We start from the raw sequence: 17,842 nt of genomic DNA on the forward strand, positions 1-17,842 counted from the left end.
GTCCCGGTGACCGGACGACCGTGAATGCCCGTTCCGCTTCGGCGGGGCGGGCATTCGCCGTCTGAAACCGTTACCGAATGTTTATCGAGCGGGCGGGGTGGGCGGAGGCCGGGTGCGCTGTCTGCTCTAGCCTCGAAGTACGCGGGAATCCGGGACGTGTCGCGAAGTCGAGAACTCCCTCCCGCAGCGGAACCGATCAGCAGGGAGTCGCGTGATGTCGGGGTTGAGCGTCGGAGGTACGACGCCCTTCGGCCCGCCCGCAGTCGGGTTCCCCCATCCGTCCGCTCCCATCCCGGTGCAGGGCGCCGGCGTGGGAAGCGTCGTGCGCGCAGCCCTGGGCGACTCGGGCTTCGACGTGTTCCCCCTCTTCCTCGGGGCTGCCGAGTTCGGCTGGAACGTCGACATCGCCTCCAGTCACGCCATCCTCGACACCTACGCCGAGCTGGGCGGCAACGCGATCCACACCGCCGACAGCTACTCGGCAGGACGCAGCGAGTACATCGTGGGGCAGTGGCTGCACTCGCGCGGAATGCGCGATGACACGGTCGTGGCCGTTCGCGTCGGGGGCCACCCCGACAACCCCGGGCTGGGTTCGGTGTCGCTCGTACGTGCGGTCGAAGCATCCCTCGCGCGCCTGATGACCGACCGGATCGACGTCCTGTACCTCGACGCGACGAGCGACCGGGGTGCGGTGCTCGAAGACACCCTCGCCACCGCCGAGTGGCTGGTCGAATCGGGCAAGGTGCGAGCGGTGGGCGCCTACGGGTACACCGCCGCCCAGCTGGTGGAGGCCCGCATCCTCTCGTCGGCCGGATACCCGCGCATCACCGTCCTCGACGCGCCGTACAACCTGCTGCGTCGTGAGGAGTTCACCGGCGACCTGCGCCTGGTGGCGGGGGCGCAGGCGATGGCCTTCACGCCGTCGCACGCCCTCGAGCACGGATTCCTCGCCGGTGGGCACCGTACACGCCCGAGCGTCGTACGATCCGTGCGTGGTGCGCAGCTCACCGCGAACCTGAACCGCCGCGGAAGCCGGGCATTGCGCGCCCTCGACGCCGTCGGCGCCGAGCTGGGCCTCCCCGACGCCGCGGTCGCCGTCGCGTGGCTGCTCGCGCAGAAGGTCGTCACCGCGCCCATCGTGAACGCGGTGGCGCCCGAGAACGTGGTCGAGCTCATCCAGGGAGTCGGCGCGCGCCTGAGTCGTTCGCACCTCGCCGATATCGCGCGCGCCGTCGAGTAACCCGAGCGCTGCCGCGACCCGTGTCGTAGGCTGAAATGCGTGGCACGGAGTACGCCGCCCGACGACGAATCGAGTTGACGTGACGCACTACCTCTATCTCGTGCGTCACGGCGAGCATCAAGACGCGGAGCACGGGCTCACCGACGGTCCGCTCTCGCCGCGGGGCATCCGCCAGGCCGCCCTGATCGCCGACCGACTGTCGGGGGTGCCGCTCGACGCCGTGTGGCACTCGCCGCTGGAACGGGCCGCCCAGACCGCCGCCGCGGTCGCCGAGCGCCTGCCGTCAGTCTCACCGCAGCCGTCGGCGCTGTTGTTCGACTGCGTGCCGACGGGCATGACCGAAGACACCCCCGGGGCGTACGAGCCCTTCTTCGGCAGCGTCACCGAAGCCGAGGTAGAAGCCGGCAGCGCGCAGATGGCGGACGCGACGAGCGAATTCCTCGTGCGCAAGCCGGGCGAGGTTCACGAGCTGCTCATCACGCACAACTTCGTGATCGCGTGGTTCGTGCGCGAGGTGCTCCAGACGCCCGACTGGCGCTGGATGACGCTCAACCAGGCGCACTGCGGCCTGACGGTGCTGTCGCAGCGCAAGGGCCGTCCCTGGTCGATGCTCACCCACAACGATCTCGCGCACCTTCCGTTCGAGCTGCGCACCGGCCTTCCCGAGACGATCCCCGTCTAGCGCGTCCCCGCGCCGCGCGAGACACCACGATCGGCCGAAACACCGCGCCAGGCGGCGCGTCTCGGCCGATCCGCGTGTTTCAGGGGGGGGCGCTACGCGCCCAGCGCCTTCGCGTACCAGCGCGTCGCGTTCGCGTTGTCGTTGTAGGGGTCGATCTGCTCGTAGCCCGACCGGGCGTAGAGCGCGCCGGCGGCGTCGAGGGTGTGGTGGGTGTCGAGAACCATCTCGGCGGCGCCGTGAGCGGCGGCTCTCGTCTCGAGGTCGGCGAGCAGCATCCGGCCCCATCCGCGGCCGCGACCGGCGTCGCAGACGTAGAGGTGCTTGACCTCGTAGCGGGGGCCGTGAGGGCCGTCGGCGAGACGGCGGATTCCGCCGCATCCGACCGGCTCGTCGTCGTCGTACAGCACGACGAAGACGCCGGCGGGCTCGGTGAACGTGGCGGCCTCCGGGAAGACGGTGCGGTACGTGCCACCCGGGAAGATGGATGCTCGGAGGGCGAAGTACTCCTCGAGCAGACCGTGCGCGTCGGAGTGATCGACCGGCACGGGGCGGATCTCGGTCATGGGTCGAGGGTAGCGCCGTAGGCTGGGGGCATGACGACGCGCGTGACCATCGTGGGCGGTACGGGGAAGCTCGGCGGCGTGATTCGCGAGGTCGCGGAGGCGGAGCCCGGGTTCGAGGTCGTGGGCGTGCTGACGTCGCGTTCGGACCTAGCCGACATCGACGGGTGCGACCTCGTGATCGACGCCTCGACGCCCGCCGTCTCCCTCGACGTGGTGCGCGCCGCCGTCGAGCGTGGCATCAACGTTCTCGTCGGAACCTCTGGCTGGTCGAACGAGCGCATCGCGCTGGTGCGTCCCCTGGTCGAGAAGGCGGGGACGGGCGTCGTGTTCATCCCGAACTTCTCGCTCGGCTCGATCATCGGTTCGGCCCTCGCCGCCGCCGCGGCCCCGTTCTTCGCATCCATCGAGATCGTCGAAGCGCACCGCGACACCAAGATCGACTCGCCCAGCGGCACGGCCGTGCGCACCGCGGAGATGATCGCGGCCGCGCGCTCCTCGGCGGGTCCGGTCGAGTCGCCCCACGCCGACCAGCGCGCTCGGGGCCAGCAAGTCGCGAGCGTGCCCATCCACTCGCTGCGCCGCCCGGGCGTGGTGGCGCGCCAAGAGACCATTCTGTCGGGACCGGGGGAATCGGTCACAATCGTCCACGACACGATCGAACCGGCGCTCGCCTACGCGCCGGGCATCCGCATCGCCCTCGGCGCCGCGCGCGAAGCCCGCGGGGTGATCGTCGGTCTCGACTCCTTCATCGACCTCGGTCTGCGCACGCCCCGCGAGCGCGAGTCGAAGCCGATCGACGACTCGGGCGTGCCCGGCCAGGTCGCCAGTGCGACGGCCTTCGACCGCCCCACCGACGCATGACCGCTCGTATCGGCGTCGCCGTGATGGCGGTGCTCCTGCTGCTGTACATCGGCCTCGTCGGCCAGCGCGCCTGGGTGCTTCTCTCCAGCGGTGAAGGCGTCGGGATCGGCCTCGGCGTGGCCCTCGTCGTGTTACCCGTGGTCGCCATCTGGGGCCTCGGACGTGAACTCTGGTTCGGCGTGCGGGCCGAACAGCTCGGCAAGCGGCTCGCCGCCGACAACGCGCTGCCTGCCGAGGAGCTCGAGGTGCGCCCCAGCGGCCGCGTCGTACGCGACGACGCCGACGCCGTCTTCCCCGCCTACCGGGAAGAGGTCGAGAAGAACCCCGACGACTGGCGCTCGTGGTACCGGCTCGGGCTGGCTTACGACGGCTCGGGCGACCGCCGCCGTGCCCGCGGAGCGATCCGCACCGCCATCAAGCTCGAGTCGGCCACCCGCCGCGCCTGAAGCCGATTCAGGCCTCGGGCACAGCGTGCGCGACGGCGTCTTCGACGGTCGGCTGCGAGAAGGCGAAACCTGACGTCTCGAGCACCTCGGGCACGACGTGCGCGTCGTTCGTGAGGAGCCCCTCGGTCGCGTCCGACCCGAGCGCCAGCTTCACCGCGAAGACGGGTGCGCGCAGAACGTACGGGCGGTTCATGCGGCGGGCGAGCGCGAAACCGAGGTCGTTCGCCGTGGCGCGCGTGGGGCCGGTGAGGTTCACCGGTCCGTCGATGTCGCGGTCGATGACGTGCCGGATGGCGGCGACCTCGTCATCGAGCGAGATCCACGGCCACACCTGCGTGCCCCGCCCGATCGGGCCCGACACGCCGAACTTCGTCAACATCATCAGCGGTTTCAGAACGCCCCGCTCGTGCACCACGGGCGCGGTGCGCAACAGCGCCACGCGAGCCTTCCCGCCGGCCCCGCGAGCGGCGTTCTCCCACTCGCCGGTCAGATCGGAAAGGAACCCTTCGCCCCGGGGTGAGGTCTCCGTGAGGCGGGCCCCCGGCGCCGAGCCGTAGAAGCCCGTCGCCGAGGCGTTGATGAAAGCCGGGGCGTCGTCGCCCAACGCGCGGACCGCTGCGGCGAGCGTGCGCGTGGGCGTGATCCTCGACCACAGCAGCGTGCTCTTGTACGACCGCGTCCACGGGAACTTCCCGATGCTCGCGCCGTTGAGGCCCACGACCGCGTCGGCCCCTTCCAGGACCGACGGCGGCAGAGGAGTCGCATCCTCGAGCCACTGCACCTCGTCGTCGTGTGCCGGCGGGCGGCGCACGAGCGTCGTCACGGTCACGCCGTCGGCGCGCAACGAGGCGACGAGGGCCTCGCCGATCAGTCCGGAAGCGCCGGCGATGACGACGCGACGACCCTCAGGCAAGCGTTGCCTCGAGCGTGATCTCGATGCCCGCGAGCGCCTGCGAGACGGGGCAGTTCGCCTTCGCGTCCTGAGCGATCGCGTCGAACGCCGCAGCGTCGATGCCGGGGACGACGGCGTTGACGTTCAGGTGGCTGCCGGTGATGCCGGTGCCCGGTTTAAAGGTCACGGATGCTGTCGCGTCGATCGACTCCGGCGGGGTGCCGTTCTCGGCGAGCGCGTTGGAGAGCGCCATGCTGAAGCAGGACGAGTGCGCCGCGGCGAGGAGTTCCTCGGGGGTGGTGACCGCACTGGAGCCCTCGCTGCGAGCCTTCCAGTTGACGTCGAACGTTCCGGCACCCGACGACGCGAGTGCGACGGATCCCGAGCCTTCGAACAGGGTGCCCTTCCAGGCGGTGGTGGCTTCGCTGGTGACCGACATCGTGACCTCCGATAGTTCGCGCCGCGCGGCACGACGCTTCGAGCGCCAGCCTAGCCACCGGGTGGCTGTCACGGGCGTGCCTCGACAGCGGGCGAGCGCCCGTGGTACTCGCGGTGATCAGACGGCCGCGCGGGCCCGACCGACAAGACCCGCGCGCTGGAACGCCAGGTAGAGCTGGCATCCGAGGCAGAGGCCGAAAACGGCGTTCAGGAAGGCTGCGATGAAGGCCATGGCGGCCGCGATCGGCAGCGCCCACGGCACGCCGGCGACCTGCAGGATGAGACCCACGCTCACGACGAACAGCCCGACGCCCTGCGCGAAGCGCGGCGGACGGGGGTCTTCGAGGTCGCGAGGCGGGGCGAGGCGCGGCTGCACGACGGTGCGGAACAGCACCGCCCATGGGGCGGTGCGCGGCGCGACGACGCCCCAGACGAACAGGAGCGCGACGACCAACAGCAGCAGGAACGCGGGGTCGAGCACGCGCTGGGCGACCGAGGCGGTGGGCAGCGCCCACGGCTCCGAGCCGGCGGCGAACGCGAAATCGCCGGCGGGCGCCGAGGCGAACGCTCCGAAGTTTCCGATGCCCCGAGCCGTCGACAGCCCGACCAGCGACAGCACGACGGCGATCGCGAGAAGCACGGTGGTCACGGATGCGGCGAAGCGCGGTCCGCGCGGGTCGATACCGCGGGCGGGGGAGTCAGACATCGGCGGTCTCCTCGGCGAGACGGGCGAGCTCGAGCTGCACGACGTGGGGGTTGGGCACCCCGCCGATGCGGGATTGCACCGCGCCGCGTCGGTCGAGGATGAGCGTGGTGGGGGTCTGCATCACCTGGAAGTGCCGGGCGATGTCGGGACGGTGGGTGAGGTCGACGTCGAGATGACGCACCCCGTCGTGCTCGGATGCCAGAGCCGAGAGAGTGCGGTGCACCCCGGGGCAGCGCGAGCACATCTCGGTGCTGAACTGCAGCAGGGTCGCCCGCTCGCCGAGGCCGTCGGCCCCGAGCCGCTGCGGCTCCACGATCTCGGATCGCACGTGGGATCGAGCGCGTCCCTGCCGCACCTGCATCACTGCGCCGACCAGCACCGCCACCGCGAGGAGGGCGGCGAGGCCGATCAGGGCTTCCACGAGAGTCATAGCAGTCCACGCTAATGGCTGCGCGGGCCTCGGGGGCCGGTGATGCCCCGTATGACGCGAGTGGCGTCACAGAGGATGCGATGCGCCGGATAAGGTGGCTCCCGTGAGCGACGTCGAAGCCAGCCCCGCGACCGAGATCCAGTTCCGCAGCGATGTGACCGTGGAGTTGGTGCGCGCGAGCGCCAGTGATTCCGACGTCCTGTTCGCCGCCCGAGTGTCCACGCAGGGGGAGCAGACCCTCGGGGAGGCTCAGGCCGGCACGGAGGCCTCCGCGAAAGACCGCGGCCTCATCAACTACCTGATGCGCGACCGCCACGGCTCGCCCTTCGAGCACAACTCGATGACGTTCTACATCCAGGCGCCGATCTTCGTGTTCCGCGAGTTCATGCGGCACCGCATGGCGTCGTACAACGAGGAATCGGGCCGCTACCGCGAGCTGCGTCCGGTGTTCTACGTCCCCGCGCCCGAGCGCAACCTTCTGCAGGTCGGCAAGCCCGGCGCCTACGAGTTCCTGCCCGGCACGCCCGAGCAGCACGCGTTGGTCGACACCGCCACCCGCGACGCATCGGAGTTCGCCTTCCTCGCCTACCAGCGGATGCTGGATGCCGGCGTCGCCCGCGAGGTCGCGCGCATCGTGCTGCCGCTCAACATCTACTCGTCGATGTACGTGACGATGAACGCGCGGTCGCTCATGAACTTCCTCTCCCTCCGCACGAAGGTCGAGGGGACGCACTTCCCGTCGTTCCCGCAGCGCGAGATCGAGATGTGCGCCGAGAAGATGGAATCCATCTGGACCGAGCTGATGCCGCTCACTCACGCGGCCTTCAACGCCAACGGCCGCGTCTCGCCGTAGCGCCGCCATGGCGCGCACGGCACTGATCACCGGGGCGAGCTCGGGGCTGGGCGCCGAGTTCGCCCGCCAGCTCGCGGCGCGCGGGGTCGGGCTGGTGCTGGTCGCCCGCGACCGGTCGGCGCTCGAGGCCGTGGCCGCCGAGGTGCGCGGTGCGCGCGGCGCCGCCGTCGACGTGCTGGTCGCCGACCTCCTGGACCGCGAGCAGCGCGACGCGGTCGTGGCGAGGTTGGCCGACCCGCAGCATCCGATCGACATGCTGGTCAACAACGCCGGATACGGACTCGACCTCGCTTTCGAGACCAACGACATCGACGACGAAGCGCGACACCTCGCGCTTCATGTCGAGGTGCCGATGCGGCTGATGCACGCGGTGCTGCCGGGCATGCTCGAGCGGGGGAGCGGGCGCATCGTCAACGTCGCCTCCGTGGCCGGCTTCGTGCCGCGCGGAACCTACGGTGCGGTCAAGGGCTGGCTCATCCAGTTCAGCCGCTGGGCGAACGCCCGCTATCGACGGCGAGGAGTCACCGCGACCGCGGTGTGTCCGGGATTCGTGCACACGAACTTCCACGAGCGGCTCGGACTGCCCCCGGGAGAAGAGGGCGTTCCGAACGGGATGTGGCTGGAGGCGCCGGCGGTGGTGTCCGAAGCGCTCCGCGATGTCGCGCGCGGGCGGTCGGTCTCCATACCGTCGGCACGGTACAGGGCGCTCGTCGCGCTGTCGCGCGTGCTGCCGGATGCGCTGGTGATGCGGGCCGCCGAACGCGGACGCTGACCCGGCGCGATCGCCGGAGGACATCTCACGAACGGCGGACGAACCTGGGCCCGCCGATCCTCCGCCGGTGAGATCTCCTCCGCTCGTGCGAGGTCGGCCTCCGGGCAGCGGCCCGGGGACCGATAGCCTGGACCCATGACGCACACGGGCAATCCTTTCGGACAGGTTCTCGTCGCGCTCGTCACTCCGATGACGGCCGACGGCGAAGTCGATTGGCCCGCGGTCGAGAAGCACATGGACGCCGTCATCACGGCCGGCGCCGACGGCATCGTCGTCACGGGCACGACGGGCGAGACGTCGACCCTGACCGACCCCGAGAAGATCCGCCTCGTCGAGGTCGGCAAGGATGTCGCCGCCGGGCGGGCGAAGATCGTCACCGGCGGCGGCTCGAACGAGACCGCCCACGCCATCGAGCTCTACCGCGCGAGCGAGAAGGCCGGCGCCGACGGCATCATGATCGTCACGCCGTACTACAACAAGCCCACTCAGGCGGGCATCCTCACCCACTTCCGCCTCGTCGCCGATGCGACCGACCTCCCGGTGATTCTCTACGACATCCCCGGGCGCACGGGTGTGCCGATCCGGTACGAGACGATCCTGCGCCTCGCGAAGCATCCGAACATCCTCGCCATCAAAGACGCCAAGGGCGACTTCAGCGAGGTCAGCCGCGTGCTGAACCAGACCGACCTCATGTACTTCTCCGGCGACGACGCCAACGTGCTCCCGCACCTCGCGATCGGCGCCACCGGCCTCATCGGGGTCACCGCGAACATCGCGGCCGCCCCGTACCGCACGATCGTCGACGCGGTCAACCGCGGCGATCTCGCCACGGCGACGGCCGAGCACCAGCGCCTCGAGCCGCTCGTGCGCGCCGTGATGACCCACGTGCCCGGCACCGTGTCGGCGAAGTACATCCTGCACGGCCTCGGCCGCATCGGCAGCCCGCGCGTGCGCCTGCCGCTCGTCGGACCCGAGGAGTGGGAGGCCGCCGCGATCGAGGACGAGCTCGACCTCGTGCGCGACGTGCCCGGCGCCGATTTCTCCAACTTCCGCCCCGACCGCAACGCCGCCGCCGGTGGCGCACTGCCGAAGGTGCACGGCACGACCAGATAACGACGCTCGCGCGGAAGAGCTGCGCGGGCACAGAGAGCGGATGCTGCGCACGCGGCGTCCCGAGGAGGCAATCCATGCCCACCACCGTCTACGACCCGCCCGCCCTCGCCCCCGGCACGCTCCGCGTGTACCCGCTGGGCGGACTCGGCGAGGTCGGACGCAACATGACCGTCTTCGAGTACGAGGGAAAGCTCCTCGTCGTCGACTGCGGCGTGCTGTTCCCCGAGGAGCACCAGCCCGGTGTCGACCTGATCCTTCCTGACTTCTCGCCGATCAAGCACCGCCTCGACGACATCGTCGGCATCGTGCTCACCCACGGTCACGAAGACCACATCGGCGCCGTGCCGTACCTCCTCAAGCGCAAGGGCGACCTGCCCCTCATCGGGTCGGGTCTGACGCTCGCGCTGATCGAGGCGAAGCTCAAGGAGCACCGCATCAAGCCGTACACGCTGACGGTGAAGGAAGGGCAGCGCGAGCAGGTCGGCCCGTTCGACCTCGAGTTCATCGCGGTCAATCACTCCATCCCCGATGCCCTCGCCGTGGCGATCCGCACGCCCGCGGGGCTGGTGCTGGCCACCGGCGACTTCAAGATGGATCAGCTGCCGCTCGACGGCCGCATCACCGACCTCCGCGCTTTCGCCCGGCTGGGAGAGGAGGGCGTCGACCTCTTCCTGGTCGACTCCACCAACGCCGAGGTGCCCGGGTTCACCCCGACCGAGCGCAGCATCGGCCCCGTGCTCGACCAGGTCATCGCGAAGGCTCCGCGCCGGGTGATCGTCGCGAGCTTCTCCAGTCACGTGCACCGCGTGCAGCAGGTGCTGGATGCTGCGGCAGCCAACGGGCGCCGAGTCGCGCTCATGGGCCGCAGCATGGTGCGCAACATGACGATCGCCGAGCAGCTCGGCTACCTAAAGGTGCCCGACGGGGTGCTCGTCGACTACAAGAAGGCCCGCGACATCCCCGACGACAAGATCGTCTACATGTCCACCGGCTCGCAGGGCGAGCCGATGGCCGTCCTCAGCCGCATGGCCAACCTGGACCACGAGATCGAGCCCGGTCCCGGCGACACCGTCATCCTCGCTTCCAGCCTCATCCCGGGCAACGAGAACGCGGTCTACCGCGTGATCGACGGCCTGACCAAGCTCGGCGCGAACGTCGTGCACAAGGGCAACGCCAAGGTGCACGTCTCGGGCCACGCCGCGGCGGGCGAGCTGATCTACTGCTACAACATCCTGCAGCCGAAGAACGTGCTCCCCATCCACGGCGAGTACCGCCACCTGACGGCGAACGCAAAGCTCGCGCAGGAGACCGGCATCCCCGCCGAGCGCACGATCCTGGGCGAGAACGGTGTCGTGGTCGACCTGCGCGACGGTGTCGCCACGGTCGTCGGCCAGCTCGACATCGGCTTCGTCTACGTCGACGGGTCGACCGTCGGCGAGATCACCGACGCCGACCTGAAGGACCGCCGCATCCTCGCCGAGGAGGGCTTCATCTCGGTCATCGTCGTCGTCGACTCGGCCACCGGCCGCGTCGTCACGGGGCCCGAGATCCACGCGCGAGGCTTCGCCGAAGACACCAAGGTGTTCGAGGCCGTGAAGCCGAAGATCGCCGCCGCTCTCGCGGAGGCCGCAAAGTCGGGCGTTCGCGACCCGCACGCGCTGTCGCAGATCGTCCGCCGCACGATCGGCCGCTGGGTCAACCAGTCGCTGCGCCGTCGGCCGATGATCGTGCCCCTCGTCATCGAGGCGTAGAGATCCGCCGAGGCGGGCAGGCCCGGGATCGCTAGTATTCCGGGCATGCCCGCCTTCGCCGTTCGCGCCGCCACGCAGTCGGACGGCGCGTTCCTGGCCGACATGGTCGTGGAAGCGGCGAACTGGAGGGAGGGCGCCGCCCGCCCCCGCCACGAGGTGCTCGCCTCCGCCGACTATCAGCGCTACCTCGCCGGCTGGATGCGGCCGGCCGACGTGGGCGTGGTGGCCCAGGTGCCGACGGGCGAGGCCGTCGGTGCGGCGCGGTTCCGGCTCTTCCCGCGCAGCGAACCGGGGTTCGGGTACGTCGGCACGGGGGTGCCCGAGCTCGTCATCGGCGTGCGCCCGATCTGGCGGGCGCACGGCATCGGACGGATGCTGCTGCACCGCCTCGCCGACGAGGCGCGCGCCCGTGGATACGCGCGCCTGAGCCTCAGCGTCGAGCGGGGCAACTACGCCGTCGTGCTCTACCGATCGGAGGGTTTCGCGGTCACCCGGAGCGGTATCGGTCGCGACACCATGGTCAAGCTCCTGCGCTGATCGCCGCGTCGTTCCGGGCAAACGTCGTAGGTCGCGCCTACCGTGGAGGCATGCCCCGCAGTACTCCGGCGACCAGCGGTCGCGCGCCCGCGAAGAGCGCCTCACGCGCCCGCAAGCCCGCGCCCGCACCCAAGAAGTACGTCGGCGAGCCCGACAAGCCGGCCGTCGCCGTCCGAGCATGGCTCGGCGTCGCCCACGCGGTCGGGGGCGTGTTCCGTGCCTTCGGCCCGGAGAACCTCGAGAAGGAACAGCGCCGCGACGGCCTGCCGTTCCTGCTCGTCCTGCTCGCGGCCGCCGGGGCGACGGTCGAGTGGTTCTTCATCGGCTCCGACGTCGCCGCCGCCATCAGCGCCTACTCGGTCGGCGGTCTGATCGGTCGCGAGGCATTCGTCTTCCCCGTGCTGCTGCTGCTGCTCGCGGGATGGCTCTTCCGCCACCCCTCGTCCGTGCACGACAACGGTCGCATCGGCATCGGCTTCGCCCTCTTCGTGATCGCGGTGGCGGGGTTCTGCCACGTTCTCGGTGATCGTCCTCAGCCGAATGCCGGGCTCCCCGCCCTGAGTTCCGCCGGAGGCCTTTTCGGCTGGATGGCCGGCGAACCCCTCGCGATGCTCATAACCCCGGTCGGAGCGGGCATCGTGCTCTCGCTCGTGGGCATCCTCAGCATCCTGATCCTCACCAAGACTCCGCCGAACCGCATCGGCACCCGTCTCGGCGACCTGTATGCCTGGATGTTCGACGCCGAGCGGGCGGCGCCGTCGGATCGATCGAAAGACGCCGCCGTCGACACCGACGACGACGACGAGGCCGGCCGCGAGGCGCGTCCGTGGTGGCGTCGCAATCGGTCGGGCCGCGAGGAGGACGCCGACGGTGCGCTCGGCTCGCAGGACCTCACCGAACTGCTCACACCGGGGAAGTCCGAGGGCGGTTTCGAGCAGGTCTTCGAGGCGCCGGAACCACCGCCCCTCCCGCCGATGCCCGACGCGCTCACGGAGGTGTTCGCGCGTCCGACGATCGCCACGCCGCCGGCCGCGGCCGTGAGCCTGCGCGACGACTCCGACAGCGCCGACGACGAGCTCGGCACGATATCGGGGCTCGGCGGCGATAGCGCCGGCATGCCGCCGACCTCCGACTACCGTCTGCCGTCCGACACGGCGCTGGCCGCCGGCCCGCCCCACAAGGAACGGTCCGCAGCGAACGATGCGGTGGTGAAGGCTCTCGAGAGCGTGCTCCAGCAGTTCTCGGTCGACGCCCGGGTCACCGGCTTCTCGCGCGGTCCGACCGTCACGCAGTACGAGATCGAGCTCGGGCACGGCGTGAAGGTCGAGCGCATCACCGCGCTCACCAACAACATCGCCTACGCCGTCGCCTCGAACGAGGTGCGCATCCTCGCGCCGATCCCGGGCAAGAGCGCGATCGGCGTCGAGATCCCCAATGCCGACCGCGAGATCGTCACGCTCGGTGACGTGCTCCGCTCCGGCAACGCCGCAGCATCCACCCACCCCATGACGATCGGCGTCGGCAAGGACGTCGGCGGCGGTTACGTCGTCGCCAACCTCGCGAAGATGCCTCACCTCCTCGTCGCCGGTTCCACCGGTTCGGGTAAGTCCAGCTTCGTGAACTCGATGATCACGAGCCTGTTGATGCGCGCCAAACCCTCCGAGGTGCGCATGGTGCTCATCGACCCGAAGCGCGTCGAGCTGACGTCGTACGCGGGCGTTCCGCACCTGATCACCCCCATCATCACGAACCCCAAGAAGGCGGCCGAGGCGCTGCAGTGGGTTGTGAAGGAGATGGACATGCGGTACGACGACCTCGCGTCGTTCGGGTACCGCCACATCGACGACTTCAACAAGGCCGTCGTCTCCGGCGAGGTCACGCTGCCGGTCGGCAGCGAGCGGGTGCTGAAGCCGTACCCGTATCTGCTGGTGGTCGTCGACGAGCTCGCCGACCTGATGATGGTGGCCCCTCGCGACGTCGAGGACTCCATCGTGCGCATCACCCAGCTCGCGCGTGCCAGCGGCATCCACCTCGTGCTGGCGACCCAGCGCCCGTCGGTCGACGTCGTCACCGGGCTCATCAAGGCCAACGTGCCCTCGCGTCTCGCATTCGCCGTCACCAGCGTGACCGACTCGCGCGTCATCCTCGATCAGCCCGGCGCCGACCGCCTGATCGGGCAGGGCGATGCGCTCTTCCTGCCGATGGGCGCCAACAAGTCGCTGCGCGTGCAGGGCGCGTGGGTCAGCGAGTCCGAGATCGAGAAGGTCGTCGCCCACGTCACGAACCAGGCGCGTCCCGAGTACCGCTCCGACGTCGCCGCATCCGCCGAGCGCAAAGAGATCGACGCCGACATCGGCGACGATCTCGAGCTCCTGCTCGCGGCCGCCGAGCTGGTCGTGTCGACCCAGTTCGGGTCGACCTCGATGCTCCAGCGCAAGCTGCGCGTCGGCTTCGCCAAGGCCGGGCGTCTCATGGATCTCATGGAGTCGCGCGAGATCGTCGGCCCCTCGGAGGGGTCCAAGGCCCGAGACGTGCTCGTGACGAACGAGCAGCTCCCCGCCGTGCTCGCGCGCCTGCGCGGTCAGGAGGCGCCGGCGCCCGACCCGGTCGACGCGCAGTTCGACGGGCTCGAGGTCGTCGACGGCGACGAGGGCGACGAAGACATGTGGCAGCTGACCGGGAGAGACTGATGTCCGTGCCCCGTCAACTCCCCAACGCGATCACGATCGTGCGCATCCTGTGCGCGCCGATCTTCCTGTGGATGCTGCTCGCAGACGGCGGTGCCGACGGGGCCCTGCGGTGGTGGGCCGCCGTGCTGTTCATCGTCGCGATCGCCAGCGATGGAATCGACGGGTACATCGCCCGCCGGTACGACATCGTCACCGACCTGGGCAAGCTGCTCGATCCGATCGCCGACAAGGTGCTCACGGGTGCAGCGTTCGTCGGTCTGTCGATCCTGGGCGAGCTCGACTGGTGGGTGACGATCATCGTGCTCGTGCGCGAGATCGGCATAACGGTCTACCGGTTCATGGTCGTGAGCGATCATGTCCTGGCCGCGGCATGGATGGGCAAGCTGAAGACGGTCGCGCAGTCGATCGCCCTCTCGCTCGCGCTGCTTCCGCTCGCGTCGGTCGTCGGTGACTGGATCGTGTGGCTGAACATCGTCACCATGTGGGCCGCGGTGATCCTGACGATCGCGAGCGGTCTCGACTACGTCGTGTCCGAGGTGCGCGGCGCCCGGAAGCGTCGTACCGCGTGATCGACGGGCTGCCCGACGATCTCGAGTCGACGCTCGTGCGTGATCCCCGGGAGAGCGCCGCGCGCCTGATCGACAGGCTCGCCGAACTCGGCTGGTCGGTCGCCGTCGCCGAATCGCTCACCGGTGGCCTGGTCGTCTCGTCGCTGGTGGGTGTGCCCGGTGCGTCGCGGGTGCTGCGCGGAGGCGTCGTCGCTTACGACTCGGCGATCAAGCAGTCGCTGCTGGGGGTGGATCCCACGCTCCTCGAGGCTCACGGCGCTGTGCACCCGCGCGTCGCGCGGCAGATGGCCAAGGGCGTGTGCGCCGCGCTGGCCGTCGACGGACGACCCGCCGACGTCGGCATCGCGACGACGGGTATCGCCGGCCCCGAGTCTCCCGACGGGCAGCCGGTCGGAACGGTCCACATCGCGATCTCCACGCCGCTGGGAACCCGCGTCGACTCCTTGGAGCTGACCGGCGATCGCGAAGCCATCCGGCAGGAGTCCGCGCGCATCGCTGTGCGCCGTGCTCTCGCGGCGTTGTGAGATCCCCCGACCGCAGCGGGAACAGAACGTGTTTCCGCTCCGTTACATTCGGCGATTCCCACCCTTTGTCCAGCGCGCGGCGCTAGATTTGCAGAGCAGGTGTTGTACCGTTGTCCACTCGGACAGACGGCGGAATCGAAGTGAGGAGGGGCCCCAAATGATCCTGGTACGTCAAGAGATCGGTGAAGTCCTTCGTGATCTCCGCCAGCAGAAGGGCCGCACCCTGCGGCAGGTAGCGAGCCGTGCGAGTGTGGCGCTCGGCTACCTCAGCGAGGTCGAGCGCGGCCAGAAAGAGGCGTCGAGCGAGATCCTCGCCTCCGTCGCAGAGGCGCTCGATGTGCCCATCTCCACGATCATGCGCGAGGTCGGCGACCGGCTCTCGGTGATCGAGGGCCTGCAGACCTTCCCCGACGTCGTTCCCGACGACCTGGTGGCCTCCGTCGAGCCCCAGCTGTCGTTGCGCTGAGCCCACTCTTCGTCGACCGTGCGTCGTAGCGAGTTCGATCGAGCCGTCTCCGACGAGTTCGGCGCCCAGGGCGACTCTCTCGCGGCAGACCTTTCGTTGATGGCACTCGGCGGCCGTACGGCGCGCGAGGCGTTGACGGCGGGCGTGCCTCCGCGAGACGTGTGGTTGGCCCTGTGTGCCGAGACCGACGTCCCCGAGAGTCGTCGGTACGGTGCGGGACGCCTCGAACCCCGTCGCCGCTGACGGCAACCACCGAGGAGTCGGCCTGCGCCCGCGTCGGCGTGTCATCGAAGAAGTGTTCGATACCGGCGTAGTCTCCTGCACAGTGGTGTTCGAGGATGTGAATGTCCCCGTGCGGGCGAAGCCCCGGCTCGATGTCGGTGGCCCTCCCTAGCGTGGACATCGTCGGATGACACCTACGCCTTGTCCCTGCATCCCCGCCGTCGGCGAGGAGCGCGACAGCCTACAGGCGACGGAACGCGAACAAGAGGAGCACGTCATGCCATCACCCGCAGACCGCGAGAAGGCCCTGGAATCGGCACTCGCCCAGATCGATCGGCAGTTCGGAAAGGGCTCGGTCATGCGACTGGGCAGCGACGACCGTGCTCCCGTCGAGGTCATCCCCACCGGATCCATCGCGCTCGACGTCGCACTCGGCGTCGGCGGACTCCCGCGTGGCCGCATCATCGAGATCTACGGTCCCGAGTCCTCGGGTAAGACCACCCTGACGCTTCACGCGATCGCCAATGTGCAGCGAGCCGGTGGCATCGCCGCGTTCATCGACGCCGAGCACGCCCTCGACCCCGACTATGCGAAGAAGCTCGGTGTCGACATCGACTCCCTGCTGGTGTCGCAGCCCGACACCGGTGAGCAGGCCCTCGAGATCGCCGACATGCTCGTGCGTTCGGGTGCCGTCGACCTGGTCGTCATCGACTCCGTCGCAGCCCTCGTGCCGCGCGCCGAGATCGAAGGCGAGATGGGCGACTCCCATGTCGGTCTGCAGGCTCGTCTCATGTCGCAGGCGCTGCGAAAGCTCACCGGTGGACTGAACACGACCAACACCACGATGATCTTCATCAACCAGCTGCGCGAGAAGATCGGCGTCTTCTTCGGCTCGCCCGAGACGACCGCCGGCGGAAAGGCGCTGAAGTTCTACGCGTCGGTGCGCCTCGACATCCGACGCATCGAGACGCTGAAAGACGGCACCGAGGCGGTCGGAAACCGCACGCGTGTGAAGGTCGTGAAGAACAAGATGGCCCCGCCCTTCAAGCAGGCGGAGTTCGACATCCTCTACGGCATCGGAATCTCGCGCGAGGGCAGCCTCATCGACTTCGGGGTCGAACACGCCATCGTCAAGAAGTCGGGCGCGTGGTACACCTACGACGGCGAGCAGCTCGGGCAGGGCAAGGAGAACGCCCGCAACTTCCTGCTGAAGAACCCCGACATGGCCACCGAGATCGAGTCGAAGATCAAGGGCAAGCTCGGCATCGGCGGCGCCCGCGACGACGCCTCCGTCTCAGACGAGCTCGCGGCTCGCCGCCCCGCCTGACATGGCGCCGATCGACGGGGGCGAGAGAGAGGAATCCGCTCTCGCCCCCGTGATCCCGCTTTTCGGCGGTCAGCACACCGAGCGACGGGCAACGGCCCGCGGCGACCGTCCGCGGTCGCTGCCGCCCGAGGCACCGCGGGCGGAGTCATCTCGCGATGACACCGACATCCCGTGGCATGCGAGTTGGGTGGCTCCCGAGCCGAAGGCTCAGCGACCGTCGGAGGGCCGCAGGCCGGCCGACGTGTCGACCGACGACGGCGCGTCCGGTGCCGAGGCGGTCGATCCGGGCGAGGTGCGCGACGCGGCAGAGGCGAGCCTGCTCCGAAAGCTCCATACGAGGCAGTTGTCGGTTTCCGAGTCGCGGGGTGTGCTCCTGGCTGCGGGAATGACCGGCGGTGCCGCCGACGAGCTCCTGGATCAGTTCGAGCGTCTCGGGTACCTCGACGATCTCTCCCTGTCCCAGCAGCTCGTGCGGGCGGCCGTCGAGCGCAAGGGTCAGGGGCGGCAGGCCATCTCGCCCCTTCTGACACGGCGAGGCATCCCGCGCGACGTCGTCGACACCGTCTTGTCGGAGATGCCCGATGACGATCTCGAACGCGCTCTCGACTTCGCGCGTACCAAGGCGCGTTCCCTCGGAGCGCGTGACCGAGAGACGGCCCTACGGCGGCTTCTCGGTCAGCTCGCTCGACGCGGCTACCCGTCGTCGGTGTCGATGACCGCCGCTCGTCAAGCGCTCGACGAGCTGTAGGCACCGCAGCCC

Annotated in this window: 21 protein-coding genes; 16 read left to right on the top strand and 5 right to left on the bottom strand. The window is 69.7% G+C overall.

From position 1 onward, the window contains the following. Positions 1-214: 214 nt before the first annotated feature. Positions 215-1,240: an aldo/keto reductase gene (locus tag DEU34_RS11840; protein ID WP_121150450.1), complete on the top strand. Its 1,026-nt coding sequence runs from the start codon at positions 215-217 to the stop codon at positions 1,238-1,240. 79 nt (positions 1,241-1,319) lie between these two features. After that, positions 1,320-1,922, top strand: coding sequence for a histidine phosphatase family protein (locus DEU34_RS11845; protein ID WP_121150452.1), 603 nt, complete (start codon positions 1,320-1,322; stop codon positions 1,920-1,922). Between the two features lie 92 nt (positions 1,923-2,014). Here the strand turns inward: DEU34_RS11845 and DEU34_RS11850 are convergent, their stop codons facing one another. Beyond that, entirely contained in the window at positions 2,015-2,485 is a 471-nt protein-coding gene (locus DEU34_RS11850) for a GNAT family N-acetyltransferase (protein WP_121150454.1), read from the bottom strand. A 30-nt stretch (positions 2,486-2,515) separates the two neighbouring features. Here DEU34_RS11850 and dapB point away from each other — a divergent pair, with 30 nt between their 5' ends. Then, positions 2,516-3,346: a 4-hydroxy-tetrahydrodipicolinate reductase gene (dapB, locus tag DEU34_RS11855; RefSeq protein ID WP_121150456.1), complete on the top strand. Its 831-nt coding sequence runs from the start codon at positions 2,516-2,518 to the stop codon at positions 3,344-3,346. After that, positions 3,343-3,792, top strand: coding sequence for a hypothetical protein (locus DEU34_RS11860; RefSeq protein WP_121150457.1), 450 nt, complete (start codon positions 3,343-3,345; stop codon positions 3,790-3,792). Before dapB ends, DEU34_RS11860 begins: the two co-directional genes overlap by 4 nt. Before the next feature lie 7 nt (positions 3,793-3,799). On the opposite strand, the gene DEU34_RS11865 is transcribed toward DEU34_RS11860, so the two are convergent. The 4 genes from DEU34_RS11865 to DEU34_RS11880 form a co-directional block, all read right to left on the bottom strand. Next, on the bottom strand, positions 3,800-4,705 hold the full coding sequence (locus tag DEU34_RS11865; protein ID WP_121150459.1) for a TIGR01777 family oxidoreductase: 906 nt from the start codon (positions 4,703-4,705) through the stop codon (positions 3,800-3,802). Then, the gene (locus tag DEU34_RS11870) at positions 4,698-5,123 is read right to left on the bottom strand and encodes an OsmC family peroxiredoxin (RefSeq protein WP_121150461.1); all 426 of its coding nucleotides are present in this window, start codon (positions 5,121-5,123) and stop codon (positions 4,698-4,700) included. The genes DEU34_RS11865 and DEU34_RS11870 overlap by 8 nt, the downstream gene beginning before the upstream one ends. 117 nt (positions 5,124-5,240) lie before the next feature. Further along, positions 5,241-5,828 carry a DUF4395 domain-containing protein gene (locus tag DEU34_RS11875; protein WP_121150463.1) on the bottom strand — a complete coding sequence of 196 codons (588 nt, stop codon included), beginning with the start codon at positions 5,826-5,828 and terminating at the stop codon, positions 5,241-5,243. Next, positions 5,821-6,258: a thioredoxin family protein gene (locus DEU34_RS11880; protein WP_121150465.1), complete on the bottom strand. Its 438-nt coding sequence runs from the start codon at positions 6,256-6,258 to the stop codon at positions 5,821-5,823. The genes DEU34_RS11875 and DEU34_RS11880 overlap by 8 nt, the downstream gene beginning before the upstream one ends. A gap of 103 nt (positions 6,259-6,361) precedes the next feature. On the opposite strand from DEU34_RS11880, the gene thyX reads away from it, so the two are divergent. From thyX to DEU34_RS11940, 12 genes are all read left to right on the top strand, one after another. Further along, a complete protein-coding gene (gene thyX / locus DEU34_RS11885) occupies positions 6,362-7,111 on the top strand; it encodes an FAD-dependent thymidylate synthase (protein ID WP_121150467.1) in 750 nt (249 codons plus the stop codon). A 7-nt stretch (positions 7,112-7,118) separates the two neighbouring features. After that, a complete protein-coding gene (locus DEU34_RS11890) occupies positions 7,119-7,883 on the top strand; it encodes an SDR family oxidoreductase (RefSeq protein WP_121150469.1) in 765 nt (254 codons plus the stop codon). A gap of 135 nt (positions 7,884-8,018) precedes the next feature. Further along, positions 8,019-8,996 (top strand): 4-hydroxy-tetrahydrodipicolinate synthase, encoded by a 978-nt coding sequence (gene dapA / locus DEU34_RS11895; protein WP_116647347.1) that lies wholly within the window; start codon positions 8,019-8,021, stop codon positions 8,994-8,996. 74 nt (positions 8,997-9,070) lie between these two features. Then, positions 9,071-10,747: a ribonuclease J gene (locus DEU34_RS11900; protein ID WP_116647346.1), complete on the top strand. Its 1,677-nt coding sequence runs from the start codon at positions 9,071-9,073 to the stop codon at positions 10,745-10,747. Positions 10,748-10,792: 45 nt separating this feature from the next. Beyond that, positions 10,793-11,284: a GNAT family N-acetyltransferase gene (locus DEU34_RS11905; RefSeq protein WP_121150471.1), complete on the top strand. Its 492-nt coding sequence runs from the start codon at positions 10,793-10,795 to the stop codon at positions 11,282-11,284. Between the two features lie 50 nt (positions 11,285-11,334). Next, a complete protein-coding gene (locus DEU34_RS11910; RefSeq protein ID WP_121150473.1) occupies positions 11,335-13,974 on the top strand; it encodes a DNA translocase FtsK in 2,640 nt (879 codons plus the stop codon). Further along, positions 13,974-14,543, top strand: a complete 570-nt coding sequence (gene pgsA / locus DEU34_RS11915) for a CDP-diacylglycerol--glycerol-3-phosphate 3-phosphatidyltransferase (RefSeq protein WP_121150475.1) — start codon at positions 13,974-13,976, stop codon at positions 14,541-14,543. The genes DEU34_RS11910 and pgsA overlap by 1 nt, the downstream gene beginning before the upstream one ends. Beyond that, positions 14,540-15,067, top strand: coding sequence for a CinA family protein (locus DEU34_RS11920; RefSeq protein ID WP_121150477.1), 528 nt, complete (start codon positions 14,540-14,542; stop codon positions 15,065-15,067). Before pgsA ends, DEU34_RS11920 begins: the two co-directional genes overlap by 4 nt. Before the next feature lie 157 nt (positions 15,068-15,224). Continuing rightward, entirely contained in the window at positions 15,225-15,533 is a 309-nt protein-coding gene (locus tag DEU34_RS11925; RefSeq protein WP_116647341.1) for a helix-turn-helix domain-containing protein, read from the top strand. Positions 15,534-15,551: 18 nt separating this feature from the next. After that, entirely contained in the window at positions 15,552-15,776 is a 225-nt protein-coding gene (locus DEU34_RS11930; protein WP_121150479.1) for a DUF3046 domain-containing protein, read from the top strand. Positions 15,777-16,032: 256 nt separating this feature from the next. Next, positions 16,033-17,082: a recombinase RecA gene (gene recA, locus DEU34_RS11935; protein WP_121150481.1), complete on the top strand. Its 1,050-nt coding sequence runs from the start codon at positions 16,033-16,035 to the stop codon at positions 17,080-17,082. A gap of 187 nt (positions 17,083-17,269) precedes the next feature. Next, the gene (locus DEU34_RS11940) at positions 17,270-17,830 is read left to right on the top strand and encodes a regulatory protein RecX (RefSeq protein ID WP_259460136.1); all 561 of its coding nucleotides are present in this window, start codon (positions 17,270-17,272) and stop codon (positions 17,828-17,830) included. The last annotated feature ends 12 nt before the right edge of the window (positions 17,831-17,842 follow it).

The organism is Microbacterium sp. AG1240, assembly GCF_003635115.1.
Lineage (GTDB): Bacteria > Actinomycetota > Actinomycetes > Actinomycetales > Microbacteriaceae > Microbacterium.

Excerpts from the sequence above, each read along its gene's own strand:
- DEU34_RS11840 (WP_121150450.1), top strand. The coding sequence starts at position 215 with ATGTCGGGGTTGAGCGTCGGAGGTACGACGCCCTTCGGCCCGCCCGCA.
- DEU34_RS11850 (WP_121150454.1), bottom strand. The coding sequence starts at position 2,485 with ATGACCGAGATCCGCCCCGTGCCGGTCGATCACTCCGACGCGCACGGT.
- dapB (WP_121150456.1), top strand. The coding sequence starts at position 2,516 with ATGACGACGCGCGTGACCATCGTGGGCGGTACGGGGAAGCTCGGCGGC.
- DEU34_RS11860 (WP_121150457.1), top strand. The coding sequence starts at position 3,343 with ATGACCGCTCGTATCGGCGTCGCCGTGATGGCGGTGCTCCTGCTGCTG.
- DEU34_RS11870 (WP_121150461.1), bottom strand. The coding sequence starts at position 5,123 with ATGTCGGTCACCAGCGAAGCCACCACCGCCTGGAAGGGCACCCTGTTC.
- DEU34_RS11875 (WP_121150463.1), bottom strand. The coding sequence starts at position 5,828 with ATGTCTGACTCCCCCGCCCGCGGTATCGACCCGCGCGGACCGCGCTTC.
- DEU34_RS11880 (WP_121150465.1), bottom strand. The coding sequence starts at position 6,258 with ATGACTCTCGTGGAAGCCCTGATCGGCCTCGCCGCCCTCCTCGCGGTG.
- DEU34_RS11890 (WP_121150469.1), top strand. The coding sequence starts at position 7,119 with ATGGCGCGCACGGCACTGATCACCGGGGCGAGCTCGGGGCTGGGCGCC.
- dapA (WP_116647347.1), top strand. The coding sequence starts at position 8,019 with ATGACGCACACGGGCAATCCTTTCGGACAGGTTCTCGTCGCGCTCGTC.
- DEU34_RS11900 (WP_116647346.1), top strand. The coding sequence starts at position 9,071 with ATGCCCACCACCGTCTACGACCCGCCCGCCCTCGCCCCCGGCACGCTC.
- DEU34_RS11905 (WP_121150471.1), top strand. The coding sequence starts at position 10,793 with ATGCCCGCCTTCGCCGTTCGCGCCGCCACGCAGTCGGACGGCGCGTTC.
- DEU34_RS11910 (WP_121150473.1), top strand. The coding sequence starts at position 11,335 with ATGCCCCGCAGTACTCCGGCGACCAGCGGTCGCGCGCCCGCGAAGAGC.
- pgsA (WP_121150475.1), top strand. The coding sequence starts at position 13,974 with ATGTCCGTGCCCCGTCAACTCCCCAACGCGATCACGATCGTGCGCATC.
- DEU34_RS11925 (WP_116647341.1), top strand. The coding sequence starts at position 15,225 with ATGATCCTGGTACGTCAAGAGATCGGTGAAGTCCTTCGTGATCTCCGC.
- recA (WP_121150481.1), top strand. The coding sequence starts at position 16,033 with ATGCCATCACCCGCAGACCGCGAGAAGGCCCTGGAATCGGCACTCGCC.